General features: G+C 60.2%; 29 protein-coding genes. 14 read left to right on the top strand and 15 right to left on the bottom strand.

Translation table 11 applies throughout. The features are described from left to right. Window positions 1-21 precede the first annotated feature (21 nt). The 6 genes from ACQK2Q_RS14740 to ACQK2Q_RS14715 form a co-directional block, all read right to left on the bottom strand. Window positions 22-1410: a mechanosensitive ion channel family protein gene (locus tag ACQK2Q_RS14740; RefSeq protein ID WP_425410504.1), complete on the bottom strand. Its 1389-nt coding sequence runs from the start codon at window positions 1408-1410 to the stop codon at window positions 22-24. Then, complete coding sequence (locus tag ACQK2Q_RS14735; RefSeq protein ID WP_425410503.1) at window positions 1410-2357, bottom strand: ParB/RepB/Spo0J family partition protein; 948 nt, start codon at window positions 2355-2357, stop codon at window positions 1410-1412. Before ACQK2Q_RS14735 ends, ACQK2Q_RS14740 begins: the two co-directional genes overlap by 1 nt. Window positions 2358-2373: 16 nt before the next feature. After that, window positions 2374-3195, bottom strand: a complete 822-nt coding sequence (locus tag ACQK2Q_RS14730; RefSeq protein WP_425410502.1) for a ParA family protein — start codon at window positions 3193-3195, stop codon at window positions 2374-2376. Next, window positions 3185-3802, bottom strand: a complete 618-nt coding sequence (rsmG, locus tag ACQK2Q_RS14725) for a 16S rRNA (guanine(527)-N(7))-methyltransferase RsmG (RefSeq protein ID WP_425410501.1) — start codon at window positions 3800-3802, stop codon at window positions 3185-3187. The genes ACQK2Q_RS14730 and rsmG overlap by 11 nt, the downstream gene beginning before the upstream one ends. Window positions 3803-3832: 30 nt before the next feature. Next, window positions 3833-5737 carry a tRNA uridine-5-carboxymethylaminomethyl(34) synthesis enzyme MnmG gene (gene mnmG, locus ACQK2Q_RS14720; protein WP_425410500.1) on the bottom strand — a complete coding sequence of 635 codons (1905 nt, stop codon included), beginning with the start codon at window positions 5735-5737 and terminating at the stop codon, window positions 3833-3835. 109 nt (window positions 5738-5846) lie between these two features. Next, window positions 5847-6077, bottom strand: a complete 231-nt coding sequence (locus ACQK2Q_RS14715) for a hypothetical protein (RefSeq protein ID WP_425410499.1) — start codon at window positions 6075-6077, stop codon at window positions 5847-5849. 221 nt (window positions 6078-6298) lie between these two features. Between ACQK2Q_RS14715 and ACQK2Q_RS14710 the strand changes: the two genes are divergently transcribed. Both ACQK2Q_RS14710 and ACQK2Q_RS14705 read left to right on the top strand, forming a co-directional pair. Beyond that, entirely contained in the window at window positions 6299-6559 is a 261-nt protein-coding gene (locus ACQK2Q_RS14710) for a hypothetical protein (RefSeq protein WP_425410498.1), read from the top strand. Window positions 6560-6694: 135 nt separating this feature from the next. After that, window positions 6695-7612 carry a DUF4394 domain-containing protein gene (locus ACQK2Q_RS14705; protein ID WP_425410497.1) on the top strand — a complete coding sequence of 306 codons (918 nt, stop codon included), beginning with the start codon at window positions 6695-6697 and terminating at the stop codon, window positions 7610-7612. 51 nt (window positions 7613-7663) lie between these two features. Here ACQK2Q_RS14705 and mnmE read toward each other — a convergent pair whose 3' ends face one another. Beyond that, entirely contained in the window at window positions 7664-9013 is a 1350-nt protein-coding gene (gene mnmE, locus ACQK2Q_RS14700; protein WP_425410496.1) for a tRNA uridine-5-carboxymethylaminomethyl(34) synthesis GTPase MnmE, read from the bottom strand. Between the two features lie 79 nt (window positions 9014-9092). Continuing rightward, window positions 9093-9356 (bottom strand): DUF6489 family protein, encoded by a 264-nt coding sequence (locus ACQK2Q_RS14695; protein WP_425410495.1) that lies wholly within the window; start codon window positions 9354-9356, stop codon window positions 9093-9095. Window positions 9357-9438: 82 nt separating this feature from the next. Here ACQK2Q_RS14695 and ACQK2Q_RS14690 point away from each other — a divergent pair, with 82 nt between their 5' ends. From ACQK2Q_RS14690 to ACQK2Q_RS14670, 5 genes are all read left to right on the top strand, one after another. Further along, window positions 9439-10410 (top strand): quinone oxidoreductase family protein, encoded by a 972-nt coding sequence (locus tag ACQK2Q_RS14690; protein ID WP_425410494.1) that lies wholly within the window; start codon window positions 9439-9441, stop codon window positions 10408-10410. Window positions 10411-10426: 16 nt separating this feature from the next. After that, window positions 10427-11389, top strand: coding sequence for a glycerophosphodiester phosphodiesterase family protein (locus ACQK2Q_RS14685; protein WP_425410493.1), 963 nt, complete (start codon window positions 10427-10429; stop codon window positions 11387-11389). A gap of 69 nt (window positions 11390-11458) precedes the next feature. Further along, a complete protein-coding gene (locus tag ACQK2Q_RS14680; protein WP_425410492.1) occupies window positions 11459-11872 on the top strand; it encodes a response regulator transcription factor in 414 nt (137 codons plus the stop codon). Window positions 11873-11994: 122 nt separating this feature from the next. Beyond that, a complete protein-coding gene (locus ACQK2Q_RS14675) occupies window positions 11995-12348 on the top strand; it encodes a VOC family protein (RefSeq protein ID WP_425410491.1) in 354 nt (117 codons plus the stop codon). A 33-nt stretch (window positions 12349-12381) separates the two neighbouring features. After that, complete coding sequence (locus ACQK2Q_RS14670) at window positions 12382-12909, top strand: DUF4199 domain-containing protein (RefSeq protein WP_425410490.1); 528 nt, start codon at window positions 12382-12384, stop codon at window positions 12907-12909. 31 nt (window positions 12910-12940) lie between these two features. Here the strand turns inward: ACQK2Q_RS14670 and ACQK2Q_RS14665 are convergent, their stop codons facing one another. Together ACQK2Q_RS14665 and ACQK2Q_RS14660 are read right to left on the bottom strand one after the other, a co-directional pair. Beyond that, on the bottom strand, window positions 12941-13426 hold the full coding sequence (locus ACQK2Q_RS14665; protein WP_425410489.1) for a MarR family winged helix-turn-helix transcriptional regulator: 486 nt from the start codon (window positions 13424-13426) through the stop codon (window positions 12941-12943). Continuing rightward, window positions 13419-14591 (bottom strand): Acg family FMN-binding oxidoreductase, encoded by a 1173-nt coding sequence (locus tag ACQK2Q_RS14660; protein WP_425410488.1) that lies wholly within the window; start codon window positions 14589-14591, stop codon window positions 13419-13421. Before ACQK2Q_RS14660 ends, ACQK2Q_RS14665 begins: the two co-directional genes overlap by 8 nt. A 160-nt stretch (window positions 14592-14751) precedes the next feature. Here ACQK2Q_RS14660 and ACQK2Q_RS14655 point away from each other — a divergent pair, with 160 nt between their 5' ends. Then, entirely contained in the window at window positions 14752-15231 is a 480-nt protein-coding gene (locus ACQK2Q_RS14655) for a hypothetical protein (protein WP_425410487.1), read from the top strand. Window positions 15232-15297: 66 nt separating this feature from the next. Here ACQK2Q_RS14655 and ACQK2Q_RS14650 read toward each other — a convergent pair whose 3' ends face one another. Both ACQK2Q_RS14650 and ACQK2Q_RS14645 read right to left on the bottom strand, forming a co-directional pair. Then, window positions 15298-15921: a glutathione S-transferase family protein gene (locus ACQK2Q_RS14650; RefSeq protein WP_425410486.1), complete on the bottom strand. Its 624-nt coding sequence runs from the start codon at window positions 15919-15921 to the stop codon at window positions 15298-15300. Between the two features lie 167 nt (window positions 15922-16088). Then, window positions 16089-16469, bottom strand: a complete 381-nt coding sequence (locus ACQK2Q_RS14645) for a hypothetical protein (RefSeq protein ID WP_425410485.1) — start codon at window positions 16467-16469, stop codon at window positions 16089-16091. Window positions 16470-16842: 373 nt separating this feature from the next. Between ACQK2Q_RS14645 and ACQK2Q_RS14640 the strand changes: the two genes are divergently transcribed. The 5 genes from ACQK2Q_RS14640 to ACQK2Q_RS14620 all read left to right on the top strand — a co-directional run bounded on the left by ACQK2Q_RS14640 (window position 16843) and on the right by ACQK2Q_RS14620 (window position 22386). Beyond that, a complete protein-coding gene (locus ACQK2Q_RS14640) occupies window positions 16843-17307 on the top strand; it encodes a (2Fe-2S)-binding protein (protein WP_425410484.1) in 465 nt (154 codons plus the stop codon). Beyond that, complete coding sequence (locus tag ACQK2Q_RS14635) at window positions 17304-19583, top strand: molybdopterin cofactor-binding domain-containing protein (protein ID WP_425410483.1); 2280 nt, start codon at window positions 17304-17306, stop codon at window positions 19581-19583. Before ACQK2Q_RS14640 ends, ACQK2Q_RS14635 begins: the two co-directional genes overlap by 4 nt. A gap of 147 nt (window positions 19584-19730) precedes the next feature. Beyond that, window positions 19731-21155, top strand: a complete 1425-nt coding sequence (locus ACQK2Q_RS14630; RefSeq protein ID WP_425410482.1) for a cytochrome ubiquinol oxidase subunit I — start codon at window positions 19731-19733, stop codon at window positions 21153-21155. A gap of 9 nt (window positions 21156-21164) precedes the next feature. Further along, window positions 21165-22217 (top strand): cytochrome d ubiquinol oxidase subunit II, encoded by a 1053-nt coding sequence (gene cydB / locus ACQK2Q_RS14625; protein WP_425410481.1) that lies wholly within the window; start codon window positions 21165-21167, stop codon window positions 22215-22217. Next, window positions 22210-22386, top strand: coding sequence for a hypothetical protein (locus tag ACQK2Q_RS14620; protein ID WP_425410480.1), 177 nt, complete (start codon window positions 22210-22212; stop codon window positions 22384-22386). Before cydB ends, ACQK2Q_RS14620 begins: the two co-directional genes overlap by 8 nt. 13 nt (window positions 22387-22399) lie before the next feature. On the opposite strand, the gene ACQK2Q_RS14615 is transcribed toward ACQK2Q_RS14620, so the two are convergent. The 3 genes from ACQK2Q_RS14615 to rho all read right to left on the bottom strand — a co-directional run bounded on the left by ACQK2Q_RS14615 (window position 22400) and on the right by rho (window position 24824). Further along, window positions 22400-22771, bottom strand: coding sequence for a PRC-barrel domain-containing protein (locus tag ACQK2Q_RS14615; RefSeq protein WP_425410479.1), 372 nt, complete (start codon window positions 22769-22771; stop codon window positions 22400-22402). A 192-nt stretch (window positions 22772-22963) separates the two neighbouring features. Further along, entirely contained in the window at window positions 22964-23470 is a 507-nt protein-coding gene (locus ACQK2Q_RS14610; protein WP_425410478.1) for a translation initiation factor 2, read from the bottom strand. A gap of 97 nt (window positions 23471-23567) precedes the next feature. Continuing rightward, entirely contained in the window at window positions 23568-24824 is a 1257-nt protein-coding gene (gene rho, locus ACQK2Q_RS14605; RefSeq protein ID WP_425411171.1) for a transcription termination factor Rho, read from the bottom strand. Window positions 24825-25153: 329 nt separating this feature from the next. Here rho and ACQK2Q_RS14600 point away from each other — a divergent pair, with 329 nt between their 5' ends. Next, window positions 25154-25684 (top strand): hypothetical protein, encoded by a 531-nt coding sequence (locus tag ACQK2Q_RS14600; RefSeq protein ID WP_425410477.1) that lies wholly within the window; start codon window positions 25154-25156, stop codon window positions 25682-25684. Window positions 25685-25693: the final 9 nt, after the last annotated feature.

Here is a 25693-nt window from a genome sequence, read left to right as displayed (position 1 = left end):
GCGTTTAATGACTGTCGCCAACTAGCTTTGCGGCGAACTTTTCAAGGCGATCTCAGCGGGCTGTTTGATGTGAAGGTCACGCTGGGGAAACGGAATTTCGATCTCATATTTGGCGAGCGCCGTTTCAATCGCCCAGCAATAGGCCGCGTTGACGGCGCCCGGCCGGCGCACCGCTTCGCCCGTCAGCCAGACGACCAGTTCAAAATCGAGACTTGAATCGCCGAACCCCGTCAACCAGACATCGGGTTTGCGTTTTGCATTGTCTTTGAGCGTGTACGGAACGCTTTCCGCCGCTTCGAGCGCAGCCTTCTTCACAAGGTCCTTGTCGGTGCCGTAGGCGACGCCAAACGGGACCCGAATGCGCCGGTAAACCTCACGCAGCGTCCAGTTGGTGACGCGGTTCGTGATAAATTCCGCATTGGGCACCAGAATATCCACATTGTCGTTTGTCGTGACCAGCGTGGAGCGCACATTGATCTCGCGCACCTCGCCGGTGATGCCCGATTCCAGATCGACAAAATCGCCGACCTTGAGCGTTTTTTCCAGAAGGATGATGATCCCGGCGATGAAATTCTGGAAGATCGACTGCAGGCCGAAACCGATGCCGACGCCGATAGCGCCGGTAAGGACGGCGAGGCCCGTCAGATTGACCCGCGCGGCGGAGAGCGCAAACATGATCGCGCCGGCGAAGAGGGCAATCTGAATAAGCTGGCCCAAAAGTCCGCGCACCGAAGGGGTGAGTTTTTCCGATGCGGCGAGGCGGCCCTGCACCAGCCTTGAAATGAAAGAGGCCGTCCACAACAGGATGATCGCCAGTCCGATCGCCCACAGAACGTCAAACGCCGAGATGGCGTTTTCCCCGCCGGGCGGCAGCTGCAATCGGTCGAGGAAATCAACAGTCGGCCCCAAAAGCCGGAGGATGTTCAACGCCGCGACCACCCAGGCGAGCGTCGCGAAGGTTCGCGACCAGAACGGATCTTTCACGAAAGTGGCGACCAGCCGGATCAGCACCCACGCCGTCATCAGGCTGGCCGCGATGCGCAACACGCTCAAGGGCTGGCCGGCTGCAGAATAGAGCGGCACGGCGATCCACAATATCGCCGCCGCTATGGCGAACGGCATTTGCCGGGCCAGCGCCAGCAGGAGCGCGCTTTGGGCGTCGCGCCGGCGGGCGAGGGATGTGCGCGCCGGACGCGCGGCCAGCCAGCCGAGCCCGAGCGCGAAAAGGATGGCGCCAAGCTGATAGAATACCGTAACCGATCCCAGCTGATCCTGCAGGCGCTCCGCCAGCAAAACGGCGTTGTCGTTCAGCGAGGTGAAAAAGTCCTCGACGCGATCAAAGTCAGCAGGCGGAAGAGTTTCAGTATCGGCCGGTTCGCCAGGCGCGCTGTCTTGCGTCTCCTGCGCCATCAGGCATTGGCGCCCATCAGACGCCGGCAGATATCATCGAGCTGATCGAGCGTCAGATAGTTGAGCGTCAGGGCGCCGGCGCCCTTCCGGGAATGATCGATCGCCACCTCAAGACCCAGAATGGCCGACAAATCGCGCTCCAGGGCGCGGGTGTCGGCGTCTTTGGGGCTGCTGGAAGTCTTTGTTTTCGCTTTGTTTTTATCCTTGCCGCGAGCGCCGGGGTCGCGAATTTCCTTTTCCGCCTCGCGCACCAGCGACTCGGTCTCGCGCACCGACAGATCGCGCTTCAGCACGATGGTAAAGGCTTCCGCCGGCGCGGATGAGCCGAGCAGGGCGCGCGCGTGGCCCATGGTGATGGCGCCGGATGACAGCGCGTCAATGGCTTTTTGCGGCAGGTTCAACAGCCGCATGATGTTGGCGACATGACTGCGCGATTTGCCCACGGCCTTGGCGATGTCGTCCTGCGTGCGGCCATATGTTTGCGCAAGGCGGCGATAGGCGGCAGCCTCCTCAACGGGGTTCAGATCCACGCGCTGAACATTTTCAATGAGCGCGATTTCTGCCGCTTCTTCATCTGTCAGTTCACGGATGATAACCGGGACATTATGGAGCTTCGCCTTTTGCGCCGCGCGCCAGCGCCGTTCCCCGGCGACGATTTCGTAATTGTCTTTGCCCTTCGGGCGCACGAGGATCGGTTGCAGCAAACCCTTCGCGGCGATGGAGGCGGCAAGCTCGTCTATGGCGTCCTTGTCGAAGACGCGCCGCGGCTGGTCGGCGTTTGCTTTCAAATATTCGATCGGCAATTCCCGCTTGGGGCCGGCCTGCGCATCGCCGGCTTCAGCGGCGTTCTCTGCGGTTTTCCGCGGGCGCGGCGCATCACCCAGAAGAGCGTCGAGGCCGCGCCCTAACCCTTTGTTTCCGCTTTTCTTTTTTGCTGCGACGGCCATTTGTGACTATCCCTCTCTACGCCGCTTTCGGACGTTGGCGCTCTCGCTGAATAACTTCGGAGGCAAGCTGAATGTAGGCTTGGCTGCCGGGGCATTTGAGATCATAAAGCAGCGCCGGTTTGCCGTGGCTCGGGGCCTCGGAAATGCGCACATTGCGCGGAATGACCGTGCGGTAAACCTTGTCCTGAAGATGCCCGCGCACATCCGCCTCAACCTGGTTGGTGAGATTGTTGCGCCGGTCATGCATGGTCAGCACCACCCCTTGCAACTCAAGCTCCGTATTAATCCGTGTACGCACCGTCTCGATGGTGCGCATGATCTGCGACAGACCCTCGAGCGCAAAAAACTCACATTGCAGAGGGATCATCACAGCCTGCGCCGCCGCGAGTGCGTTGATAGTCAAAAGACTGAGCGAGGGCGGACAATCGATGAGCACATAGGTGACGCCGGCGCCCTTTTCGCTGGCGGCGAACTCTTCCAGCGCGTCGGCGAGCCGGTAATGGCGACGCTCCGCCTCAATGAGCTCGATCTCCGCGCCCGCAAGATCGACACCCGCCGGGGCCAGCGAGAGGCCCGGAATATCCGTTTCCATGACCGCTGCTTCGAGCCTGTATTCGCCCGAAAGCACTTCATAGGTGGTCACGCCCCGTTCCGCGGCGGAAATCCCGAGACCCGTCGAGGCGTTGCCTTGCGGATCGAGATCGATAAGCAGCACTTTCTCGCCCACGGCGGCGAGCGCCGTTGAAAGGTTGATGGCTGTCGTGGTCTTTCCGACGCCGCCTTTTTGATTGGCGACGGCGAGAACGCGCGGCGGGGAGCGGCGGGTATCAGCGGACACGGGCGAGGTTTCCGATCTCTAGAATGGTCGCCTCAGGGCTGGTCACGCTCTGATGGCGAATAATGTCCATAGTCCAAGATTTAGCGGCTTCGGTCAATTCAACCTCAACATCTTGTCCTTTTAGTAAGAAATACTTCGTGTTTTCGCCTTGCAATCCAAAGCCGTAGCCGAGCAATTTATCAAGCCGGGCGAGGGCCCGCGCCGTGATGATGTCCGGCGGCGCCGTCAGCCCTACCGATTCGATTCGCGCCGGTATGACCTCAAGGTTGTCCAGACCCATAGCCTCGCCCGCATCGGTTAGGAAAGCGGCTTTTTTCCCCGTCGATTCGATCAGCGTCACTTTCAGATCCGGCAGCATCGCCGCCAGAACGAGACCGGGAAAGCCTGCGCCCGACCCCAGATCGGCCAGCCGTTTCGCGCCCGGCGGCAACAGCGGGGCCACTTGCGCGGAATCGAGAAAATGCCTGCGCCACCGGTCTTTTATGGTGGAGCGCGCAATCAGATTATGGCGTTCCGACCACTCCATCAGTACACGGTCCATCACATTCAGACGGTTCAGTGTTTCACGTGGAACATCGGTTTCGGCGAGAAAGTCTTCTGGCGTCACGACTGCGCTACCCGGCTTCCGGCGCGCCGGTCATGAAGCCGCCTTTTGTTTTTTGACATGCGCTAGCAGGAGAGCCAATGCAGCGGGCGTCACGCCTTCGATCCGCCCGGCCTGACCGAGCGTCGCGGGCCGCGCGTCCAGAAGCTTCTGTCGCACCTCATTCGATAGCCCCTTGATAAGAGCGTAGTCGATATTGGCCGGCAGCGTCAGGGATTCGTCCTTTTTGAAGGCGATAATATCCGCCTCCTGGCGGTGGAGATACCCGGCGTAAAGCGCATCGAAACTCAATTGTTCCGCCACCGTAACCGGCAAGGCGCTGATTTCCGGCCAGATCGCGCCAAGCGCGCCGAGATCGACGCCCGGCAGCGCCAGAAGGTCCAGCACTGAGCGGCGCCGGCCATCCTGGTTGATTTTGAGGCCGTGTTTTTGCGCTTCATTCGGCGTGAGCGTGGTCGCGCGCGCCCAATCACGCGCCTTCTCAAGCGCTGAGTGTTTCACGTGGAACGCTCTTTCGCGTTCTTCGCCCACAAGGCCAGCGGCGACGCCCGCCGGGGTCAGACGCTGATCTGCATTGTCGGCGCGAAGGGTCAGGCGATATTCCGCACGGCTTGTGAACATGCGATAGGGTTCTGTAACCCCGGCGGTTACAAGATCGTCGATCATCACGCCGATATAGGCTTCGGACCGGTCAAGCAGAAACGGCGCTGCGCCCGCCGCCTTGCGCGCCGCATTGGCGCCGGCGATCAGCCCTTGCGCCGCCGCCTCCTCATAACCGGTGGTGCCGTTGATCTGACCGGCGAGGAATAGGCCGGGCAGGGCGCCTGTCTCCAGCGTGCGGCTCAGCTCGCGCGGGTCGACGTAGTCATATTCGATGGCGTAGCCGTAGCGTATGACTTTCGCGTCTTCGAGGCCGGGAATGGTTTTCAGGAACGCCGCCTGCACGTCTTCGGGGAGCGACGTTGAAATGCCGTTCGGATAGACCGTGTGATCGTCAAGGCCTTCCGGCTCAAGGAAAATCTGGTGGCTTTCCCGCTCTGCGAAACGCACAACCTTGTCTTCAATAGACGGACAGTAGCGCGGGCCGCGCCCTGAAACGCCGCCGCCGTAAACCGCCGACTTCCCGATATTGTCTTCAATAATGCGATGCGTTTCGCCATTGGTGCCGGTGATCCCGCAGGAGATTTGCGGGACCGCGATCCGCTCCGTCAGGAAGGAAAAGGGTACGGGCTCTTCGTCGGCAGGCTGCATCTCCAGCCGGTCCCAGCCGATGGTGCGCCCATCCAGGCGGGCCGGGGTGCCGGTTTTCAACCGGCCCGTTTTGAGGCCCAGCCCATAAAGCCGGCCCGACAGCCCGATCGAGGGCGTTTCAACGTCGTCCCAAGTCTTAGCGCCCCAGTTCTCGCCTTCCGCGCGCGCTGTCGCGCGGCCAGCGGGAATGCGCCGGTCGCCAATATGGATAACGCCCTTCAGGAAGGTCCCTGTCGTCAGAACCACCGCATGGGCGCGCACTTTCGCACCGTCGGCCAGAATGACGCCCGCCGCTGTTTCACGTGAAACAATGAGATCTTCCACCGCCGCTTCGAGAATATCGAGATTGGGATAGGCGGCGAGGGCTTGTTGCATCGCTTCGCGGTAGAGCCTGCGGTCGGCCTGTGCGCGCGGTCCCCGGACTGCCGGACCTTTCGACCGGTTCAACATGCGGAACTGGATGCCCGCCTTGTCGATGACGCGGCCCATCAGCCCGTCCAGCGCGTCGACCTCGCGCACCAGATGACCCTTGCCCAGCCCGCCGATGGCCGGATTACACGACATCTCGCCGATCGTGTCCCGGCGGTGGGTCGCGAGCAGGGTTGTGGCGCCGGCGCGCGCGGCGGCGGCGGCGGCTTCGCAGCCTGCGTGACCGCCCCCGATCACTATGACGTCGTATTGTTGCATGTCTTAAAACCTCGGGCGCGGGATATAGGACCCTTGCGTCCGGATTGCATCCTTTATTTGGCGCTTGCCGGAGCGCGCATCGTTCCACGTGAAACGCCGGAAGGGCCGTTTAAAAGCCGAACCCGCAAACCGAGGCCGCCAGGCACAGGATAAAGAGCCACGTCCCGCACTGGAATAGCGCCGGACCATGATCCGCGAAAGCTTCCGTCCAGCCGCGCGCGTCGCTCGCCTGCGCCGCGTCCCGCCAGAACCTGCGCGCCACGCGTAAACAGACAAATCCGACGGCGATAAAAAGCGCCAGGCCGATCCAGAAAAATTCGCTTTCGGGCGTTATGCACATCCGGCCTTTTTAGCAGCGTCAACTTTCAAAACCGTTTCACGTGAAACAGTCTAAGGCCTGCCGGAAAGGCGGGGATAGATTTTAATGTCACGAATTGTTTCAGCTTCTCGCGGGCGAAGTTTACAATTTGGAAAGCATGGCGCAACGGCCACACATAAAGGCACGCTTGCTGCAGTAGTGCCTGAAACAATAAGCGCCGACGATAACAATAAGGGGTATTTATGGGTCAGCAGCGCGCAGGCAAAATCAGGCACGGCAAACTGTTCGGAACGGCGGATACGCCGGCCACGCCCCGTCGCGGGCAAAGCCTCGCCGAACAGCTTTCGCAACGGCTTTCCGAAAAATACACAAACTATGAGCGCGCTGCGGCGCGACTTGAGTTACGCGGCGAGCATGACGCCGCAATCGTCTTGCGCCGGGCCGCGGGCCGGTTGCGGCTGATCCGCAATGGCGACAAGGCGGCAAGCGACAAACCGAATTAAGGCGCCGCCGCCGCTTTCAAACCAAATAAATACAACGGTGCTGCAACCACCGGCCGGATTCATACGTTACTAACCATGTAGCCCTTCGTCCGGACGCGTATTTTGTCCTCTGTTTAACAGTTTGGAGCACTTTTCATGAAACTAAAATATATTGCAGCGACGGCAGCCGCCGCGCTGACCGCCGCAGGCGCAGCGCATGCAGACCATATGGGCCTGACGCTGGGCAGCGGCGGGACCACGCTCGTCGGCTTTGACATCACAAACGCCTCGACGCTTGGCGTCGTTGACATCAGCGGCGATGCGGCGCGGCTCGACGCTATCGACTTCCGCCCCGCCACCGGCGAGCTGATCGGTTATTCAAGCTCTGCCGATGAATATTACCTGGTCGATCCGGTCAGCGGCGCGACGACGCTTTTAAGTACGGCCCCGGTGGTTCCCACCAATGGTCCCAATGTCGGCCTCGATTTTAATCCGACCATCGACCGGTCGCGCACGGTTGGCGCCAATGATGAAAACGTCGTTTTCAACCCGAATGACGGCTCGACCAGCGTGCAGACAGACCTGTTTTACGCCATGGGCGACCCCAATGAAGGGACGAACCCGACCATCACGGCGAACGCCTATTCAAACAGCGTCGCGGGCGCCATGACGACCCAGCAATATGCGCTGGATTCGTCGCTGAATATTCTGGCGACGCTCAACAACAATGCAGGCGATCTGACGACGATTGGCGGCGTTACGCTGAACGGTCAGGATTTCAACTTCAACACCGATACAGGTTTCGACATCTTTTCCGGCGGCGGTTCGGATGTCGCTTACGCCATCCTGCAGGAAAATGGCGGACTTTCGAGCCTGTTTACCATCGATCTCGCCAGCGGCGCGCTGAACTTCCTCGGCTCGTTCGCAAACAATCTCGGCCAGATCAACGGCCTCGCGGTCGGGGTCGTACCGGGCTTCGGCGAAGTGCCGATACCGGCGGCGCTGCCGCTCTTCCTGGCCGGCATGGCGGGCCTTCGTTTCGCCTCACGCCGCAAGAAGAAACAAACTGCTTAAATCTCTGTAGAGGTTTGCGCATTCAGGCCCCGCCATCCCGGCGGGGCCTTTTTATTTGCCGATACAAAAGCTGGAGAATATTTCCCCCAGCACGTCTTCCACCCCGACTGCGCCGGTAATCGTTCCCAGCGCGCGCGCGGCGAGCCGGGCGTCCTCCGCGGCCAGTTCAGGGGCGGTTTCGATCATGGTCTCGGCGCGATTTAGCGATTCGATAGACGCGGCCACGGCCGACGCGTGCCGGAGCCGGGTGAGGGCGGGCGCGCCGGCGTCGAGATCTGCGGCTATCGCCTTTGTCAGCGCCGCCACGAAATCGGTAAGTCCGCTTTTCGTATCGGCGGAAAGGGCGTGGATGCTGACGCCGTCTGGCGCAGCGCCGCCGGGTATGGCTGCGCCAAGATCCGCTTTTGACCAGACCAGAAAATCGCCGGTTTTCAGAAGATCGATTGTTTCACGTGAAACATAAGCCTCGCCCGGATCGAGGACGCCGATGCGCAGGTCAGCGCCGCCGGCGCGCTCGCGGGCGCGGCGCATGCCTTCCGCTTCAATCTTGTCATTCGTCGCGCCGTGAATCCCCGCCGTGTCCGCGATGGTCGCGACGATCCCGCCGAGATCGAGGCGCGTCTCAACGATGTCGCGCGTCGTGCCGGCGATCTCGGAAACGATCGCAACGTCCGATCCCGCGAGCGCATTGACGAGGGATGACTTGCCCGCATTGGGCGGTCCGACCACAGCGATGGAAACGCCTTCCCGGATCATCCGTGCACGTCCTGATTGTTTCAGATAGGCGGTTAACGATTCCTTGAGCCCGCGAATGGCCGGTCCCGATCTGGCTGCGACCGCGGCGGGCACATCCCCTTCGTCGGGGAAATCGATATCCGCTTCCAGGGGCGCCATGACCGCCAGAATCTGCTTGCGCCAGCCTTCCGCCAGCGCCGAGAGCCGCCCGTCGAGCTGACCCAAAGCCTGCTTTTTCTGAAGGGTCGTTTCGGCATCGATAAGATCGGCGAGGGCTTCCGCCTGCGCAAGATCGAGCTTGCCGTTTTTAAGCGCCCGCAGGGTGAATTCGCCGGCTTCGGCCGGCCGCGCGCCGAGGCCGGAAAGCGTTTCATAGAGGGACGCCTCGACAGCGCGGGACCCGTGCAGATGAAATTCCACGACGTCCTCGCCGGTGAAACTCGCCGGCGCTTGAAAAAGTATGGCCAGTCCCCGATCGATCAACGCGCCGCTTGCAGGATCGCGCAAAGCAGCGAGCCGCGCTTCGCGATTAATATTCCGTTTACCAACTAACTGACTGGCGATATTGCGCGCTTGCGGTCCCGACAGACGAAAGACGGCGACGCCCGCCTTGCCGGCGCCGGACGCCCTGGCGAATATGGTGTCGTTGTCGCCTGTCATGGTCATGACCGTTCAATCCCGATGTCGCGCGGTTGCGGGTTCCCGGCCATCTCCCTGAACGGCGCTGCGCGACTGGGGGGCGTCCCTATTTTTTCTTGGCGCCCGCCGCGCCGCCGCGCCCGCCTCCCATGGCCGCGCCCATGAGGTTCTGAAACTGCTCCATGCCCTTGCCTGACATCGCCATCCATTGCGCCATGAACCGTTCCGGATCGGCCAGCGTATCCATGTTCTCCTTGGCGCGCTTCATCATTTCGCTCACGATCATATCGTTCATGGGCTCCATGTCGGGCATGCCGAAAAAAGCGCGCGCTTCGGCGGGCGTGCAGTCGATATTTATCGTCAATTTCATTTTGGCCTCTCGGGGGGTTGGCAATAAGACCTACTCGCCAACACCGTCCCGCTGCAATATGAAAGCGACAGAGGAAATATTTATGAGCAAAGCCGTTTTCATCGACGCCCATGGCGGGCCTGAAAATTTCACGCTGCGCGATCAGGACCTGCCTGCGCCCGCCGCCGGGGAGCTGCGCGTGCGGCATACGGCTATCGGCTTGAATTTCATAGATATTTACCAGCGCAAGGGGCTTTATCCCATCGCCATGCCAGCCATTCTGGGTTCAGAAGCGGCGGGCGTTGTCGAGGCGGTCGGGGAGGGCGTTGACGCAATCTCGGTCGGCGAGCGCATCGCTTATATCGGCGGGCGGGGCGCTTATGCCGACGCCGCCAATATCCCCGCGGTGATGGCCGCCAAAATTCCGGACGGGGTCACGGACGATATCGCCGCGGCGATTTTCCTCAAAGGGCTGACGACAGAAATGCTGGTGCGCCAGGTCTACGTCCTGACAAAAGACGACTCTTGCCTCATCTATGCGGCGGCGGGCGGCGTCGGCGTCCTCCTGACCCAATGGGCGAAACATATCGGGGCGCGCGTCATCGGCGTCGTGGGCGGCGAGGCGAAAGCGGCGATCGCAAAAGAAAACGGCGCCGACGACATTATAATCCGCACAAAGACGGACTCGATTTCCGGCGATGTACGCGCGCTGACGGAAGGCCGGGGCGTTCAGGTCGTTTACGATTCCGTAGGGGCTGAAACCTTCGAAACCTCGCTCGACGCGCTCGCCATGCGCGGCCATATGGTGACCTTCGGCAACGCCTCCGGCCCGGTGCCGGCGATCGCGCCGCTGGAGCTTTCGCGCCGCGGCTCGCTGACCCTCACAAGGCCGACGCTGTTTCATTACGCCACGCCGGACCGCCTGCCGGCCATGGCCGAAACGCTGTTCGCCATGGTCGCGAAAGGCGCTGTCAAACCCAAGATCAGCCATCGCTTCGCCCTCGCGGACATCGCTGAGGCGCACAGGCTCCTGGAAAGCGGCAAATCAACCGGCGCCATTATCGTGAAGCCCTAAATACATGGAATATCAAATGCCTAAATGGTTAATGGCGGCCAGTTTTCTCGCCCTCGCCGCCTGCGGCGACTCTGTTACCAACACGGATTCACAAACCGCCGGCGCACCGGCGCCGGGGTGGCGTGTCGATCCTCAAGGGGGGCTCAACGCCTTTTTCGATTGCCTTGCGGATAACGGCGCAACGCTGATTTCCGCCCATCGCGGCGGGCCCTATCCCGGCTATCCCGAAAACGCGGTGGAAACCATGAGCGCGGTTCTCGCCGCGACCCCGGCGATCATGGAGATCGATGTGGCGACGTCCGCTGACGGCGTTTTATATCTGATGCATGACGATACGCTCGAGCGCACAACCACCGGCGAGGGGGCCGCTGACGGCATGAGCTGGGCCGGCCTCGAAAAATTGCGGCTTGAAGATAATCACGGCGGAAGAAGCGATTATGCGCCTTCGCGTTTTGACGACGCGCTCGCCTGGGCGGCGGGGCGCACCATCCTGCAAGTGGATTTCAAACGCACCACGCGATACGAAGATGTCGCCGAAGAGATAAAACGTCAGGGGGCGGAAGACCGCGTCATCCTGATCGCCTATTCCATGGCTTCGGCGCGAAAACTGCACGCGCTCCTGCCGGACACCATGATTTCGCTATCCCTCGACAGCCAGTCGGCGCTGAACCGGGCCGTCGCCTCCGGCGTGCCGGATGACCGGCTACTCGGCTTTACCGGCACGCAGGACCCCCGGCCCCGTCTGTTTTCCATTCTGAACGGGCGGGACGTGGAGGTGATTTTCGGCACGCTCGGCGGCGGCGATTCCATCGACAATGATATCGCGCGATCCGGCTATGAGGCGCTTTACGCCGATATCGCGGAGCAGGGCGCCGATATCATCGCCACCGACCGACCGCATGAAGCCCACGCCGCCCTTGTAGCGGCGGGGCGCGCTGTAGAAGACGGCGAGTGCGGGGTAAGCTTGACCGGCGGCTGATCGCCTTATTGTCTCGGCAGCGCCTGACGCCGATTGAGCAGCGCCCCCGCTTCGTCCAGAATAGCGCCCATGACGCGCACGATCGTATTTTATGGCCTGGCCCTCGCCGCTGCGGCCCTCGCCCTTGAATGGCTCGAATATAAATTCATCACCCGCGTTTTTGCGGCGGAATTCTACATCATCCTGATCGCCGTGGCTTTCGCAGCGCTCGGCGTTTTTGTCGGCCACCGCCTCACGCGCCAATCGGCGCCGGCGGCGTTCGAATTCAACGCGGCGGCCGCCGAAACGCTGAAGCTGACGCCGCGCGAGCTGGAAAGTCTTGCGCTTCTGGCCGATGGTCTCACCAACAAGGAAATCGCTCGCAAACTCGATATTTCGCCCAACACCGTAAAGACCCATCTGGCGCGCGTTTACGAAAAGCTCGGCGTCTCCCGGCGGACGCAGGCGATCCAGAAAGCAAAAGAACTTTTGCTCATTCCCTGAAAAATCCGGTCATCAAATGACCGAAAAACAGGTGATTTTCAATATATCACCCATCCGGGCGATAGCGCGGCGCGCGCAGATCCGGCCATTCTCGTCCCGTCAACACGAGAAAAGGAGACCCCATGGGCGCGCCCGTTATTCATTTCGATATTGGCTGCAGGAACGCACTCAAGACCCGGAAATTCTACGAATCCGTATTCGGCTGGAAAACAAAAGACGCTGCATTCAACGCCTCGGTCGACACCGGCTCAAAAGAAGGCGTCAACGGCGCGATTACAGCCCTCGGTCACGAGCCGCATAATTACGTCATGATCTATATGGATGTCGCCGATATCAACGCGGCCTGCGACAAGATTAAAGGCGCAGGCGGGAAAATCAGCATCGGTCCGGTGGAGATACCCGGGAACGGCGGGTGGTTCGCCTGGTTCCACGATCCGGAAGGCAATCTTCTAGGTATTTCCCAAAAGCCCGCCTGATTGCTAAAGCGATATCCCGGGAGGAGAGAACCCATGTTAAAAATCGCACTTGTTTACGGCGCTATTTCGGGCGTCATCGTCATTTCCGTCATGACCGCCGGCATCGCCATGAGCGGCGGCGAGGGCGGTGCGTCATCGCAAGCCTTCGGCTATCTCATCATGCTGATCGCCCTGTCGCTGATTTTTGTGGGCGTCAAGCGCCATCGCGACCGCAACCTTGGCGGCGTCATCAAATTCGGCGGGGCGTTCCTGACCGGCGTTTCCATTGCGGCGGTGGCGGGTCTTTTTTACGTCGCCGGGTGGGAGGCGTATCTGGCCTCCACCGACTACGCCTTTATTGATCAGTATACGGCCGGCGTGATTGAGGCAAAGCGCGAAAGCGGGGCCGACGCCGCCGCGCTGGCCAAAGTGACGGCGGATATGGAAACGCTCACCGCCCGATACGCTAACCCCTTGTTTCGAATACCAATTACCTTTTCGGAAATTTTCCCGGTAGGCCTGATTATCGCGCTCATTTCCGCCCTGATCCTGCGCAATCCCAAGGCTTTTCCAGCACGGTGACAAGGCAGTGGTGCAGCGCCGGCGGCGGCGTTCACCCGGGCCCGTTCGGGCGCGCGCCGTCCAGACAGGTTCGCAGCCGCAAGAGTGAAGACAGCAACCCTTCCCAGTCCATGCCAGGCAGCGCCGCCTTCAGGGACGCGATTTGCGGCGCAATCGCCTGAACCGCAGCTTCGCGCATGGCTTTACCCTTTGACGTGACGCGAACGCGTTTCACACGCCGGTCTTCCGTGTCCGGAACGATATCGACGTATTTTTTTTCCAGCAGCTTTTTCACGGTGGACGACATGGTCGGTTGTGCGACCTGAAAAGCCGACGCCAGTTCGCCGACAGTCTCCATCGCGCCAAGACGCAAAAGATGATTGAGCACGCCAAACTGCGCCACAGTCAGCTTGCCCGGCATGGTCCGCGCGAAAGCATGCTCCGCCAGATTGGCGATGATCGCGATTTCGGTGAGCGCCTTGAAAAGCGCCGGATCGCCCGGCAACCCAGGTCCGGCGGGCGCGGTTTTTTTACGCATCGTCTACAATAATCCTCGAGCTCAGCGGCCAGCGCGGCGCGGGCGGCGGCGAGGGCGCATAGCCGAAACGGAACAGTCCCTGCACCCGGCCGTGGCGCGGGCCCGGCGGCGGCTCTATGCCAGTAAGCCTGTGAATTTCCTCAAACATTTCAGCCATGGCTGGGAATTCCTGCAATGGCTGACTGAGCGGCTGCATCGCCAGTCCGGCGCGCGCCGCCGCCAGATGCAGCCGCATCCAGCCTGCCCCGGCGCGCAGTTGTTCCGTACGGGAATTGCCTGCCGTCGACAGCCATCCCATCGCCATGGCGCTGTCGATAAGGCCGTTATAAAATTTACGCGTCCCGGCGTAAGCCCGCGACGCCGGATCGTTCATCGTCTCGCGTGAGAGTACGCCGGCTAGCCGCATGGTCTCGATCATCGGCCCGCTCAAGGAAACGCCGTCCGGGGCGGCGTTGATTTCCGTTTCGCCGATCCGGGTCAGCCCCGTCGATTCACGGTGCGTTGCTGCGTTCGCGGTTTCGATGCGCCAGCTCTCTTTGCAAACCGCTTTAATAGCAGCGACCGCTTCCGCTCCTCGCGTCCAGCCAAAGGCGCCGTCGCCTGGGCGCAACGCATCGCCCAGCGCCGTCAGCGCTTCGGCGGGTACCGGCCGCGCCTGATCGAAGGGTATGCGCGATGTGCGCCGCTCCAGCGCGGCGCCGAATAACCCATCCTTTTCAATCGCGACTTTTTTGATGAAGCGGATATGAGCGACCGGCCGCTCGTCGAGGCGCGGATAGGGCTCGCCGTCCGGAAAGGGCGCCAGTTCAAGCGCATAGCCGTTTTGCGCCGCCGCCTGCCGCATCAGCTCCAGAAATGCGCCGAGTCCGATGACGATCTGGCGGTTCGGCGGATCTGTGTGCGGCAGCAGGCGATCCAGATCGCAGAAAAGCATGACTTCGTCTTCGCCGCTCAGCCGGATTTTCCAGGGCTGGCGATTATGCGGGCTTGGCGCAAGGACGGCATAGGCGAGCGCATCAAGCCGCGGATCGCTAAATCCTTCCGCTGCGTCACGCCAGGGTCTTCGCGCCGGGCGCAAATCCGAGTGCAGCAGCCTCGCCGCGCCCAACCCCGCGACGGCAACACAGGCCGTGCCGGTAAAAAGCAGTGCGCGTCTTGTTGTCATCAGCATTTTCCCCGAAGTCAATAGATATCTATATAGTTGCCTATGTTTTGTCAACCTCCAGCGCGTGCAAGCCGGGGCGGGCGCCCTGTTGCTGTCGAATTCTTACAATCCTTTCAGGAACATAACCGCTACAACGCGCCTATCAGAAGGGGATAGACGAATGAGAAAACTGATTATTGTGACTGCAATGGCGCTCGCCGGAACGGCGCCCGCCTTGGCGAAAAAGGATAATCCCGCGGACGACGTGATTATCACGCAGCCGATGAAAATGGGCGATGCGCGCATGACCTGCGACCAGCTTGTGGAAGAAGCCGGCAATATGGAGCTTGTGCTTGGCGGCTCGCCCGCTGAAGGCCTCATGGACGGCGAACAGATGGCCAATATCGGCACAGGGCTCGCTCAACAGGCGGCGTTGCGGGCGGGCGGAGGCGTCGCCGCCGGCGCCATCGGCCAGGTGGGCGGGCTCCTCGGCCGCTCGTCAAAAAAGCGCAAACAGGAAGAGGCGATGCGCAAGGCCGTCGCCGAAAAACGCTGGATTTATATTGTCGGTCTCTATGAGGGCCGCAATTGCGATCAGCAACCGGCCGCTGCGGTAAGCGTTGAAGGCGAGGCAGCCGCTATTGCTCCGGCTACTGAATAATCATGGCGTAACGCTATGATGGGGGAGCGCCGCCGGCCACAGGCCGGCGGCGTCAATTTAACAGGGCTATTGCGGCGGCTGCAGCCCGCTCGCCGCTATCCAGGCCTCGCGGGCCGTCAATCGCTTGAAATATGCGTTCGTCTTGTCGCCGAAGAGCTTCCCGTGGCGCGCAAGCTTCACGAGATAAAGCACATAGCCGACGGAAATATCAGCGATCGAAAATTCGCCCAGCAGATAGCCGTCGTCAGAAAGATGCGCTTCCAGATAGTTCAGGCAGTTTTGCAGCTCCTGCGTCGCCCAGTCTTTCATGGCCACGATGCGCTGTTCTTCGGGCAGCAGAACTGTGTGGCCAAGGAGCATGCTGATATAACCGCCCATGCCAGCCTCGCCGAATTCACGCCATTGCAGATAGTCAGCGTAATCCTTGTCTTTCGGCGAGCGGGTAAGCTTGCCCTCGCCATATGTGTTCGCGAGATATTCAATGATCGCCACGGACTCAACGATGTTGATATCGCCGTCGCGCAGAAAAGGCGATTTGCCAAGCGGATTGAGCGCCACATAATCGGGGTGTTTAATACTGGCGCGAACAAAAGGGCGGGTTTCGATCTCCGCTTCTATCCCGAGTTCATAAAGCGCCCAGACGACCCGCAAGGAACGCGTCATCGGAAAGTGGATCAGTTTCAGCGACATCGATACGCTCCTCGCCAGCCTAAAGGGTTCCTTCTGTATGGCGGCGGCGCATTCCGACCGCAACCGTTTCGCACAGTACAGGCGTTTCAAATAGTAAAAGCCGGCGCTCCGTCATGAGCGCCGGCCAATCTTCCTAACTGAATAGCAAGGCCCTGCCTGAAGGGACGTTAAAGTTTTTCAAGGTTGCGTTTGAATGACCGGCTGATACCGGCCCGGCCTGAAACCTTGTCCCAGCAGCCTTCAAAGCGCGTACTAGCCTGAATAGCGGCTGACAGGCTTTTCGCCGCCTCTTGGGAGGCGTTTTGATTACCTGACTCAAGCGCGTCTCCGAGCTGATTGTAACGCGCCATCAGCACTTCAAGACGCGTAGAACCGTCGCTGCCAAATTCGCCGCACTCGCCGTAACGATTGGTGGTGATACGCACCCAGTCCTCGTCCTTATCGCTAAACGCTCCGGGCTCGTAATTATCGACAACATCCTGATAGCTCGCCAGAGCCGCCGGGGCTGCAATTAGAATGCTCGCAAACGCGATCATTGCTGTTTTCATTTTCCACTCCTTTTAAAATCGCAAGACTCCATCCGCCCCTGCCGGCAATGCCGCGAGAGCCCCGTATACGGATGAAATCATATCCTTCGTAGAAAATGATTTTCTCCAAAACAATACGCAATCGGCGAAGCGAGCGTTAAAAGCGCCGGGCGGCTAATCGATCATGCGCCGCGCCGCATTGGCGAGACACTCAACGGTCAGGGCGGGCGACGGGATTGTTCAATTCCATACCGCAAAAGACCGGCCGGCATGGGCTATTTGCAAATCATTACGAATAGTACTACTTTGTTCGATCAAGCGAGCGGGAAATACGGCAAGCCGTCATACCCGCGCGCCGTTATTCGCTACCATGCGTTTTTTGGAGGTGATCTGAATGCAATTAACTGTGAATGGTGAAACTCATGAATTCACCGGCGACGAATCCATGCCCCTGTTATGGTGGCTGCGCGAGAACGCAGGGCTGAAAGGCGCGAAATTCGGCTGCGGCATCGCCCAGTGCGGCGCCTGCACCGTACACGTCGACGGGAATACGGTCCGCTCCTGCGTGACGCCGGTGGCCTCGGTCGCGGGCGCGCAGATCACGACAATCGAAGGGCTGGCGGACGGCGACGCCCTGCATCCGGTGCAAGAAGCCTGGCTTGAAGAAGACGTGGCCCAATGCGGATATTGCCAGACCGGGCAGATTATGGCGGTCGCCGCCATGCTGGAGCAAAATAGCGCGCCCAGCGATCAGGAGATAAACGATCAGCTTACGAATATTTGCCGCTGCGGCACCTATACGCGAATGCGCAAGGCCATCCACCGCGCCGCGCAGATCAAAGCGGGGAGGTCCTCATGAACGCGCCCTTCTCATCAAACGGCCTGACCACCGACCGCAGAGGGTTTTTACGTTACGCAGCGGCCGGCGGCGCCCTGATCGTCGCCGCGCCGCTGTCAGCCTGTTCCCGCCCCGGCCAGGCGGAAGCCCAAACGCTGGATAACGCCGGCTGGTTTGAAGGCAACGCTGGCGGTTTTGTCATGATCCGCCCCGATGAAAGCGTCGTCATTGCTTTTCCCAATCCGGAAATGGGCCAGGGCGTCGATACGGCGCTGCCCATGCTGGTCGCGGAAGAGCTAGGCGTGGATTTTGACAGGGTTGAGACAACACAGCTTCCGCTTGAAATCATGCCGGACGGCGAAGGCGCCTTTACCTGGCGGTTCGCACCGCAAGGCTCCGGCGGCAGCTATTCCGTCGTCAGCCATTGGGAGGGTTTGCGTCAGGCCGGCGCGCTGGCGCGCCAGCTTCTCATCAACGCCGCCGCAGAGGAATGGGGCGTCGCGGCCAGCGAACTCAGCGCTGAGAACGGCGCAGTGCTTCACGCCGCATCGCAGCGGCGCATCACTTACGGCGCGCTGGCGGAAAAAGCGGCGGGCATGACCATGCCGCACGAGCCGCCGGCGCTGAAAACAAAAGATCAATTCACGCTGATCGGCACGGCGCAAAAAATGAAAAACGCCAGGGCGATTGTCACCGGCAAAATGGTCTACGGCATCGATGCAGAAATCCCGGGCATGGCCCATGCGGTGATCGCGCGCTGCCCCTATTTCGATGGCGTCGCCCGCTCGGTTGACGACAGTGATGCGCGCGCCGTCGACGGCGTTATTGATGTCGTCAAGATCGAGCGCCCGGCGATCGACGGGCCTTATGATGTTCAAGCGGAAGGCTATGCGGTTGTCGCAACGTCCACCTGGGCGGCGTTAAAGGGCCGGCGCGCCTTGAAAATCGATTGGGAGCCCGGCCCGCACGCCAATGAATCAAGCGCAGCATTCAAAGCGCAATGTGAGGAATTGCTCGGCGGCGAAGGCCAGATCGTCCGCGACGAAGGCGATTTCGGAGAAGCTTTCGCGAACGCCGCCACAACCCATGAAGCGCGATACTGGCAACCCTATGTCAGCCATGCGCCGCTGGAGCCGCAGAACTTTATCGCGGATGTGCGCGACGACGAGATTATCCTAATCGGCCCTACACAGATGCCCTCCGGCGCGAGCCGCATCGTGGCGAGCGCCCTCGGTATCGAAAACCGCATGAAAATCAAGGTCTTGCCCACACGGCTCGGGGGCGGGTTCGGGCGGCGCCTTTCCAATGATTATGTCCTTGAAGCGGCGCTGGTCAGCAAGGGCGCCGGCCGGCCCGTGCAGGTGTTGTGGACGCGTGAAGACGACATGCGCCACGATTTTTACCGGCCCTCCGGCATGCATGAATTGAAAGCGGCGTTTGACGCCGACGGCAACCTCACCGCCTGGACGCACCGCCTCGCCAGTGCGTCGAAATATTATCGCCGGCCGAATATGCCGGAGACGGATTATTGGATTGCGGAGATTTATCCGGATGATTTCCCGGCGCATCTCGTCGAAAATCTCCGGCTGGAATATTTTTCCGCAAAATCCGGCGCGCCGCGCGGCTCATGGCGGGCGCCCGCCCACACGGCCAACGCTTTTGTGGTTCAAAGCTTTCTCGATGAAATCGCGCATGCCCGGGGCGAGGACCCGCTGGAGCTTCGCCTCCGCCTGCTCGGCGAGCCGAGGGAGTTGACCTATGAAAACCACGGCGGGCCGACCTTCAATCCGGGCCGTCTGGCGGGCGTCCTGCGTCTTGCGGCGGAACGCGGCAATTACGGCGCAACGATGCCGGAAGGAACGGGACGCGGCATCGCTGCGCATTTCACCTTCGGCGGTTATGTGGCTCAAGTTGTCGATGTTGCAGTCGATGGCGACGGAAATTTAACCGTGCCCAAAGTCGTCGCCGCAGTCGATATCGGCACGATCGTCAATCCGAACGGCGTCGCCGCGCAGCTTGAATCCGGCGTCAATGACGGTTTGTCCACCGCGCTGCGCCTCGCCATCGATATTGAGGGCGGACGCGTCGTCACCGGCAATTTCGACGACTACCAGCTGATGCGCATCGCCGACGCGCCGCCTGTCGTCGAGACGCACATCATCGATAACGGCGAATCTCCCATGGGCATGGGTGAAATGGGCCTGCCGCCCCTGGCGCCGGCGCTCGCCAACGCGATTTTCCAGGCGACCGGCAAACGTATCCGCGATCTGCCCATTGCGGATCAGCTTCGCGCCTGACAGCCAATGAGTTTCACTGAATAGCCAGTGAAACTCATTCTCATTTTTAATCCGTATGCGGCATTGCGCCCCTGCGACGCTCTGCGCAGGCGGCCGCGAACTGAAGCGCGCCTATAAAGAAGGCGACATTCATTCGCGGGGCCTCTTATGGAGTTCGACGCTCTCTTGCTGTCGCGGCTGCAGTTCGCTTTCGTCATTGCGTTCCACATCATGTTTCCCGCCTTCACCATCGGGCTCGCCGCCTTTCTGGCCGTGTGCGAGGGTTTATGGCTGAAAACCAAACGCGATGTCTTTTTGCGCCTGTATCTTCACTGGGTGAAAATCTTCGCCATCGCTTTCGCCATGGGCGTCGTTTCCGGCGTCGTCATGAGCTATCAGTTCGGCACGAACTGGTCGGTGTTCGCCGATAAAACCGGCAGCGTTATCGGCCCGCTGCTCGGCTATGAAGTCTTGACCGCCTTCTTCCTGGAGGCGACGTTTCTAGGCGTGATGCTGTTCGGCTGGAAGCGTGTCGGCAACCGTCTGCATTTCACTGCGACGCTCGCCGTTTCCATCGGCACCATGATTTCCGCTTTCTGGATTTTGTCCGCCAATAGCTGGATGCAGACGCCGCAAGGGTTCGCCATCGATGCGGAAGGCAAATTTTACGCTACCAACTGGATAGAGGTGATTTTCAATCCCAGCTTTCCATCCCGCTATGTCCATATGATGCTCGCGGCGTTTATCACCACCGCCGCCGTGGTCATGGCCGCCGGCGCCGTACAGGTTTTGCGCGGGCGGGTCGCGGAGCCGACGCGCTGGCAGATGCGCATGGCGGCGGGAACGCTCAGCATATTGATGCCATTGCAGATATGGGCCGGTCACTGGTCCGGCGAGGTCGCGCATCACTATCAGCCGGCGAAAGTCGCGGCCATGGAAGGCTGGTGGGAGACGGCGGAACGTCAGCCGACAATTTTATTCGGCATTCCCGACGAGGAAAAGCGTGAAACGAAATTTGCGCTCTCGATACCGAACACCAGCGACTATCTGTTTTCCGGGTCAGAACCTTTGCGCGGTCTCAATGATTTTGCAGAAGATGAGCGCCCGCCTGTCTTCATCACCTTCTGGGCGTTTCGCATCATGGTGGGCGCCGGGCTCGGCCTTCTCCTCATCGGCCTGTGGGGCGCGTGGCTGTGGCGCAGCAATAAGCTGACGACGCCTGGATTGTTTCACTGGCTGGCGATCCCCGGCGGGACTCTCGGCTTCATTGCGGTGATCAGCGGCTGGGTCGTCGCAGAGGTCGGCCGCCAGCCCTATACGGTTTATGGCGCGCTTCGCACGGCGGACAGCGTCGCACCTGTCTCCGCCGCGCAAGTTGCAACATCTCTACTCGTCTTCATGATCGTCTACGCCATCATTTTCACCGCCGGCGTCATTTACATGGCGCGCATCGCTACGCGCGGCTTTGACGACGACGTGACCGATCCGCCTGAAAAGGAGGGCCGTGCGCCCGGCACGCCCATGGGCTCCGTCGACGATCCCGCCGATACGCCGGAAGATCACGGCGACCATCTGCCTTCCCCGGCGCAATAGGAGACAGAAATGGACCTTCCCCTCATCTGGTCGGTTTTGATTGCAACCGCGGTGATGCTCTATGTGCTGCTCGACGGGTTCGATCTTGGCGTTGGCATACTGACGGTTTTCGCCGACGACGAAGCCGAACGCTCTCTCCTGACCTCGACCATCGAACCGGTCTGGGACGGCAATGAAACCTGGCTGGTGCTGGGCGGCGGCGGGCTTTTCGCGGCGTTTCCGCTCGCCTATGCGATCTTGATGCCCGCATTCTATTTGCCCGTACTGGTTATGCTGGCGGCGCTCATCTTTCGCGGCGTGGCGTTTGAATTCCGGCACAAGGCGGCGCGCGCCGCAACACGCAATTTCTGGAACGGCGCGTTTTTTGGCGGCTCGCTTGCCGCCGCTTTCTCGCAAGGCGTTATTCTCGGCGCCTTTGTGCAAGGCGTCGAGGTGGAGGGGCGCGGTTTCGCCGGCGGCGGATTTGACTGGCTCACGCCCTTTTCCCTGATGACCGGGTTTTCAGTGGTGATCGGCTACGTACTGCTTGGCGCGTGCTGGCTGGTATTGAAAACCGAGGGCGCAACGCGTGAGGGTGCGCGCAAATGGGCCCGGCGGGCGCTTATCGGCGTCGGCGTCTCCATGGCGACGGTTAGTCTCGCGACGCTTTCCATCGATCCGCGCGTTACGGAACGCTGGGGCTTTACCATGGCCGCTATCGACTTCGCCAAATTCTGGAAGCTCGCGCCGATCCCCATTGCGGCGGCGGGTTTGTTCTATGCGCTCTGGCGCGATCTCGACCTGAAACGCGAGGCGGCGCCGGACTGGCGGCCGTTTATTTTGTCGGCCGGTCTGTTTCTCACCGGCTTTTTGGGTCTCGCCTTTTCGCTCTTTCCCTACAATGTCCCATTCGCGCGAACCGTATGGGAAACAGCGGCGCGCGATAATGCGCTGGGCTTCATGCTCGCGGGCGCGGGCGTGATGATCCCGGTGATCCTGATTTATACGGCTTATGTCTATTCTCTGTTCTGGGGGAAGGTCAGACCGGCGGAAGGCTACGGCGCGGGAGGCGCGCATGGCTGAGCAAAAAAGGGCTGCATTGTTGAAACCCGTTCCTCCGTCAACGGATGATAAAAAGCCGGAACCTTGGCAGGCCCGGCTTTTCTGGTTTGGGGCGATCGCCCTCATCGGTCTTTTGACCGTGGCCGGCGCGGCGTATCTGCTGCGCGGGCTCCTGTTTATAGGCGGTTAAAGATCAGCCGCTGTTAGACCCAGTAAGGCGTGACGCCGTAATATTCATGAACAGAGGCGCCGTAATCCCGGTCATAAAGCCGGTTCTTCTCCTCGCGGTCCAAGGTCGGGGCGCCTTCAAGCTGCTCTTTGGAGAGATTGACCACATAACCGTCGCGGCTTTCGTCATAATTCAGCGTCTTCCATGGCAAGGGGTGATGTTTTTCACCCATGCCCAGAAACCCGCCAAACGACATGACAGCATAAGCGACATTGCCGCCGCGCTTGTCGAGCATCACGTCTTCCACCGAACCGAGCTTTTCGCCCTCGGCGTTATAAACCGCCGTACCTTCAACTTTATCGGCGGAGATGAGATTTGCAGTTTCTTCCGTTTCAACACCAGGCATATTCTTTTCCTTCCTAAAAAAACCCCACCGTTAGGCAAATGCGCCGCTCCGGTTTTGGTTCCGCCAGAATTTTTCAGACAGAAAATTTTTCAGGTTTGCCCGCGCGCCGGTTGATAGGGGCGCCGAAAAAAACCCCGCTCTTGCGAGCGGGGCATGTTTTAAAATCAAGCAAGCGTCAGCCTCTTGGAAAATTTACTTCCCATCAGCATTTTTCGCACGCTTTGGCGTATCCAGCACAACGACGTCATCGCCGTCTTTGTTTTTTCGCTCATCGTTATCGTAGACGCGCGAGGGCAGGTCCGCCCCGACAGGCTGCAATTCCGCAATCATCGGGTTGGGGCGCAGATCGAGATTGGCGCCGGTGCCTGCGTCAACGCCGATGCCGATTATGCCGCCAGCGATGACATTGCCCGCGCCGGAGGCGACGCCGCCGCCAGTGACTTTTTTCTCAAGCGTTCCGCTTGCGGGCTGATAGCCGTCCAGCTTGTAGACAACCGCCCAGTCGCGCTTGCGCTTCAGTTCCAGTTCACAAGGGGTGACGCATGTGAACGGACCCAGCTTGTCATCGCTGATTGACTCCGCCATCACTGTAGCCCCGGCGGGCATGCTTTCAAATTTGGCCGTTTCCTTGGTTCCGCGCACGACCGTCGCGCATGCCGTGGTCAATAACGCCGCGGCGAGCAACACAAACATTTTCATTGGTGAAAAGTCTCCGAAGCGCCCGTCCCATTGAGGGCGCAAACGCGGCGGAGACTGGTCTTCAATTGCGGTTTTTATTGGGCGTGAAGATTTCTTTTTACGTATTCATCGAGTCGAAGAAATCCTGGTTGGTTTTCGTCTGCTTCAGCTTGTCGAGGAGGAACTCGATAGCGTCGTTGACGCCCATGGGCGCGAGGATACGGCGCAACACGAAGATTTTCTGCATGGCGGCCTTGTCGGTGATGAGGTCTTCTTTCCGCGTGCCGGATTTGGCGATGTCGATCGCCGGGTAGACGCGTTTGTCCGCGACCTTGCGGTCAAGGATCAACTCGGAGTTACCCGTGCCCTTGAATTCCTCGAAGATGACCTCGTCCATTTTCGACCCGGTCTCGATCAGCGCCGTGGCGATAATGGTGAGCGATCCGCCCTCCTCGATGTTCCGTGCGGCGCCGAAGAACCGTTTCGGACGTTGCAGCGCGTTAGCGTCGACGCCGCCGGTCAGAACCTTGCCGGAAGACGGCACGACTGTGTTGTAGGCGCGCCCGAGGCGGGTGATGGAATCGAGAAGGATCACGACGTCGCGGCCATGTTCAACAAGGCGCTTGGCCTTTTCGATGACCATTTCAGCCACGGCGACGTGACGCGTCGCCGGTTCGTCAAAGGTCGAGGAAACGACTTCGCCTTTCACGGAGCGCTGCATGTCTGTCACTTCTTCCGGCCGCTCGTCGATCAGGAGAACAATCAGGTAGCATTCCGGATGGTTGCTCGCGATGGCGTGGGCGATGTTCTGAAGGATAACGGTTTTGCCTGTGCGCGGCGGCGCCGTGATGAGACCGCGCTGGCCCTTGCCCAGCGGCGCCACGAGATCGATGACGCGCGCGGTGAGGTCTTTCGTCTTTTCACCGTCGACTTCCATCTTCAACCGCTCGTCCGGGTATAGCGGCGTCAGATTGTCAAAATGCACTTTGTGCCGCGTTTTTTCCGGGTCCTCAAAATTGATGGTGTGCACTTTTAAAAGCGCGAAATACCGCTCGCCGTCCTTCGGGCTGCGGATCTCGCCCTGCACCGTATCCCCGGTTCTCAGCGCAAAACGGCGGATCTGGTTCGGCGACACATAGATGTCGTCCGGACCGGCGAGATAATTGGCGTCCGGCGAACGCAAGAACCCGAAACCGTCGGACAACACTTCCAGAACGCCGCCGCCGTGAATTTCAACGTCGCGGTCGGCTAGCTCTTTCAGGATCGCGAACAGCATGTCCTGCTTGCGCATGGTCGAGGCGTTCTCGACCTCAAGATCTTCGGCGAAAATCAAGAGGTCCGCCGGCGATTTTTCCTTCAACTCGTCGAGAGTCATTGTTTCGGGCAGCATCGGTATTTCCTTAAACGAATATGTTGAGAAGCCTGCGCACGTAGCGGCGCGGGGGGCAGGGTCAGCGATGAAAAAGGCGGGGGCGCGTCGGTTTTGAAATTTCGCACCGTAAAGGGAAAGTTGCCCTAAATATAATTTTCACAACGCCGCCGTCAATGGGGCCGCCGTCAATGGGGGCTGCCGCCAATAGGGCCGCTTTCAGCGGGAAAGGCGAGGTTGCTTTAAAATCATCCATGGCGGGCGTGACCGTTTAACCGCTCTTTACGGTTTCAAACGATACTTGGCGCGAAAACCCTCAAACTACGGTCGTTATTGTGAAACGCTTTTTTCCGGCTATTTGCGCTCTCCTTTTCTCGGCCGCTTGCGATAGGGGCCCCGAGGCCCGCAGCATTCTTGATGCGGCGGCGCTCTATTCTGAATATCCGGCCGCATTTGAAACTATCCGATCAGCTTACCCCGGACCGTTCCCGGAATTTGCCCGCATTCCCGCGCGCGACCCGGCTGATGCGACAGATCGCGACAATGATTTCCTGAAACGCTTGCAGCGTGAAATTCCTGTCGATTTTATTGATTTTCACCCTATTGGCGACGCCGATGGCGACTGGGGCGGCGATGAAATCGACGTGGTGTTAAAGCGCTATGGCGCTGGTGATAAGTGGATTACGGTTAGCCTCGTTTATTTTAGCGTGCCGCTCTCCATCGCGGATAATGATCCGAACGTGCTGTTGTTTAAAACGTGCGATCAAAAAGCCGCTGACTGGCTTGGCGACAAACCCCCCTCAGTCACCCGAACAGCGTTTTGCCAGATCAATTCGCATTGGTACGCTTATCAAAAAGTCGAATAATGCGACCCG

It is taken from the genome of Hyphococcus sp., from assembly GCF_965228385.1.
Taxonomy (GTDB): Bacteria; Pseudomonadota; Alphaproteobacteria; order Caulobacterales; family Parvularculaceae; genus Hyphococcus.
This window is presented reverse-complemented; position numbering and strand designations above follow the sequence as displayed.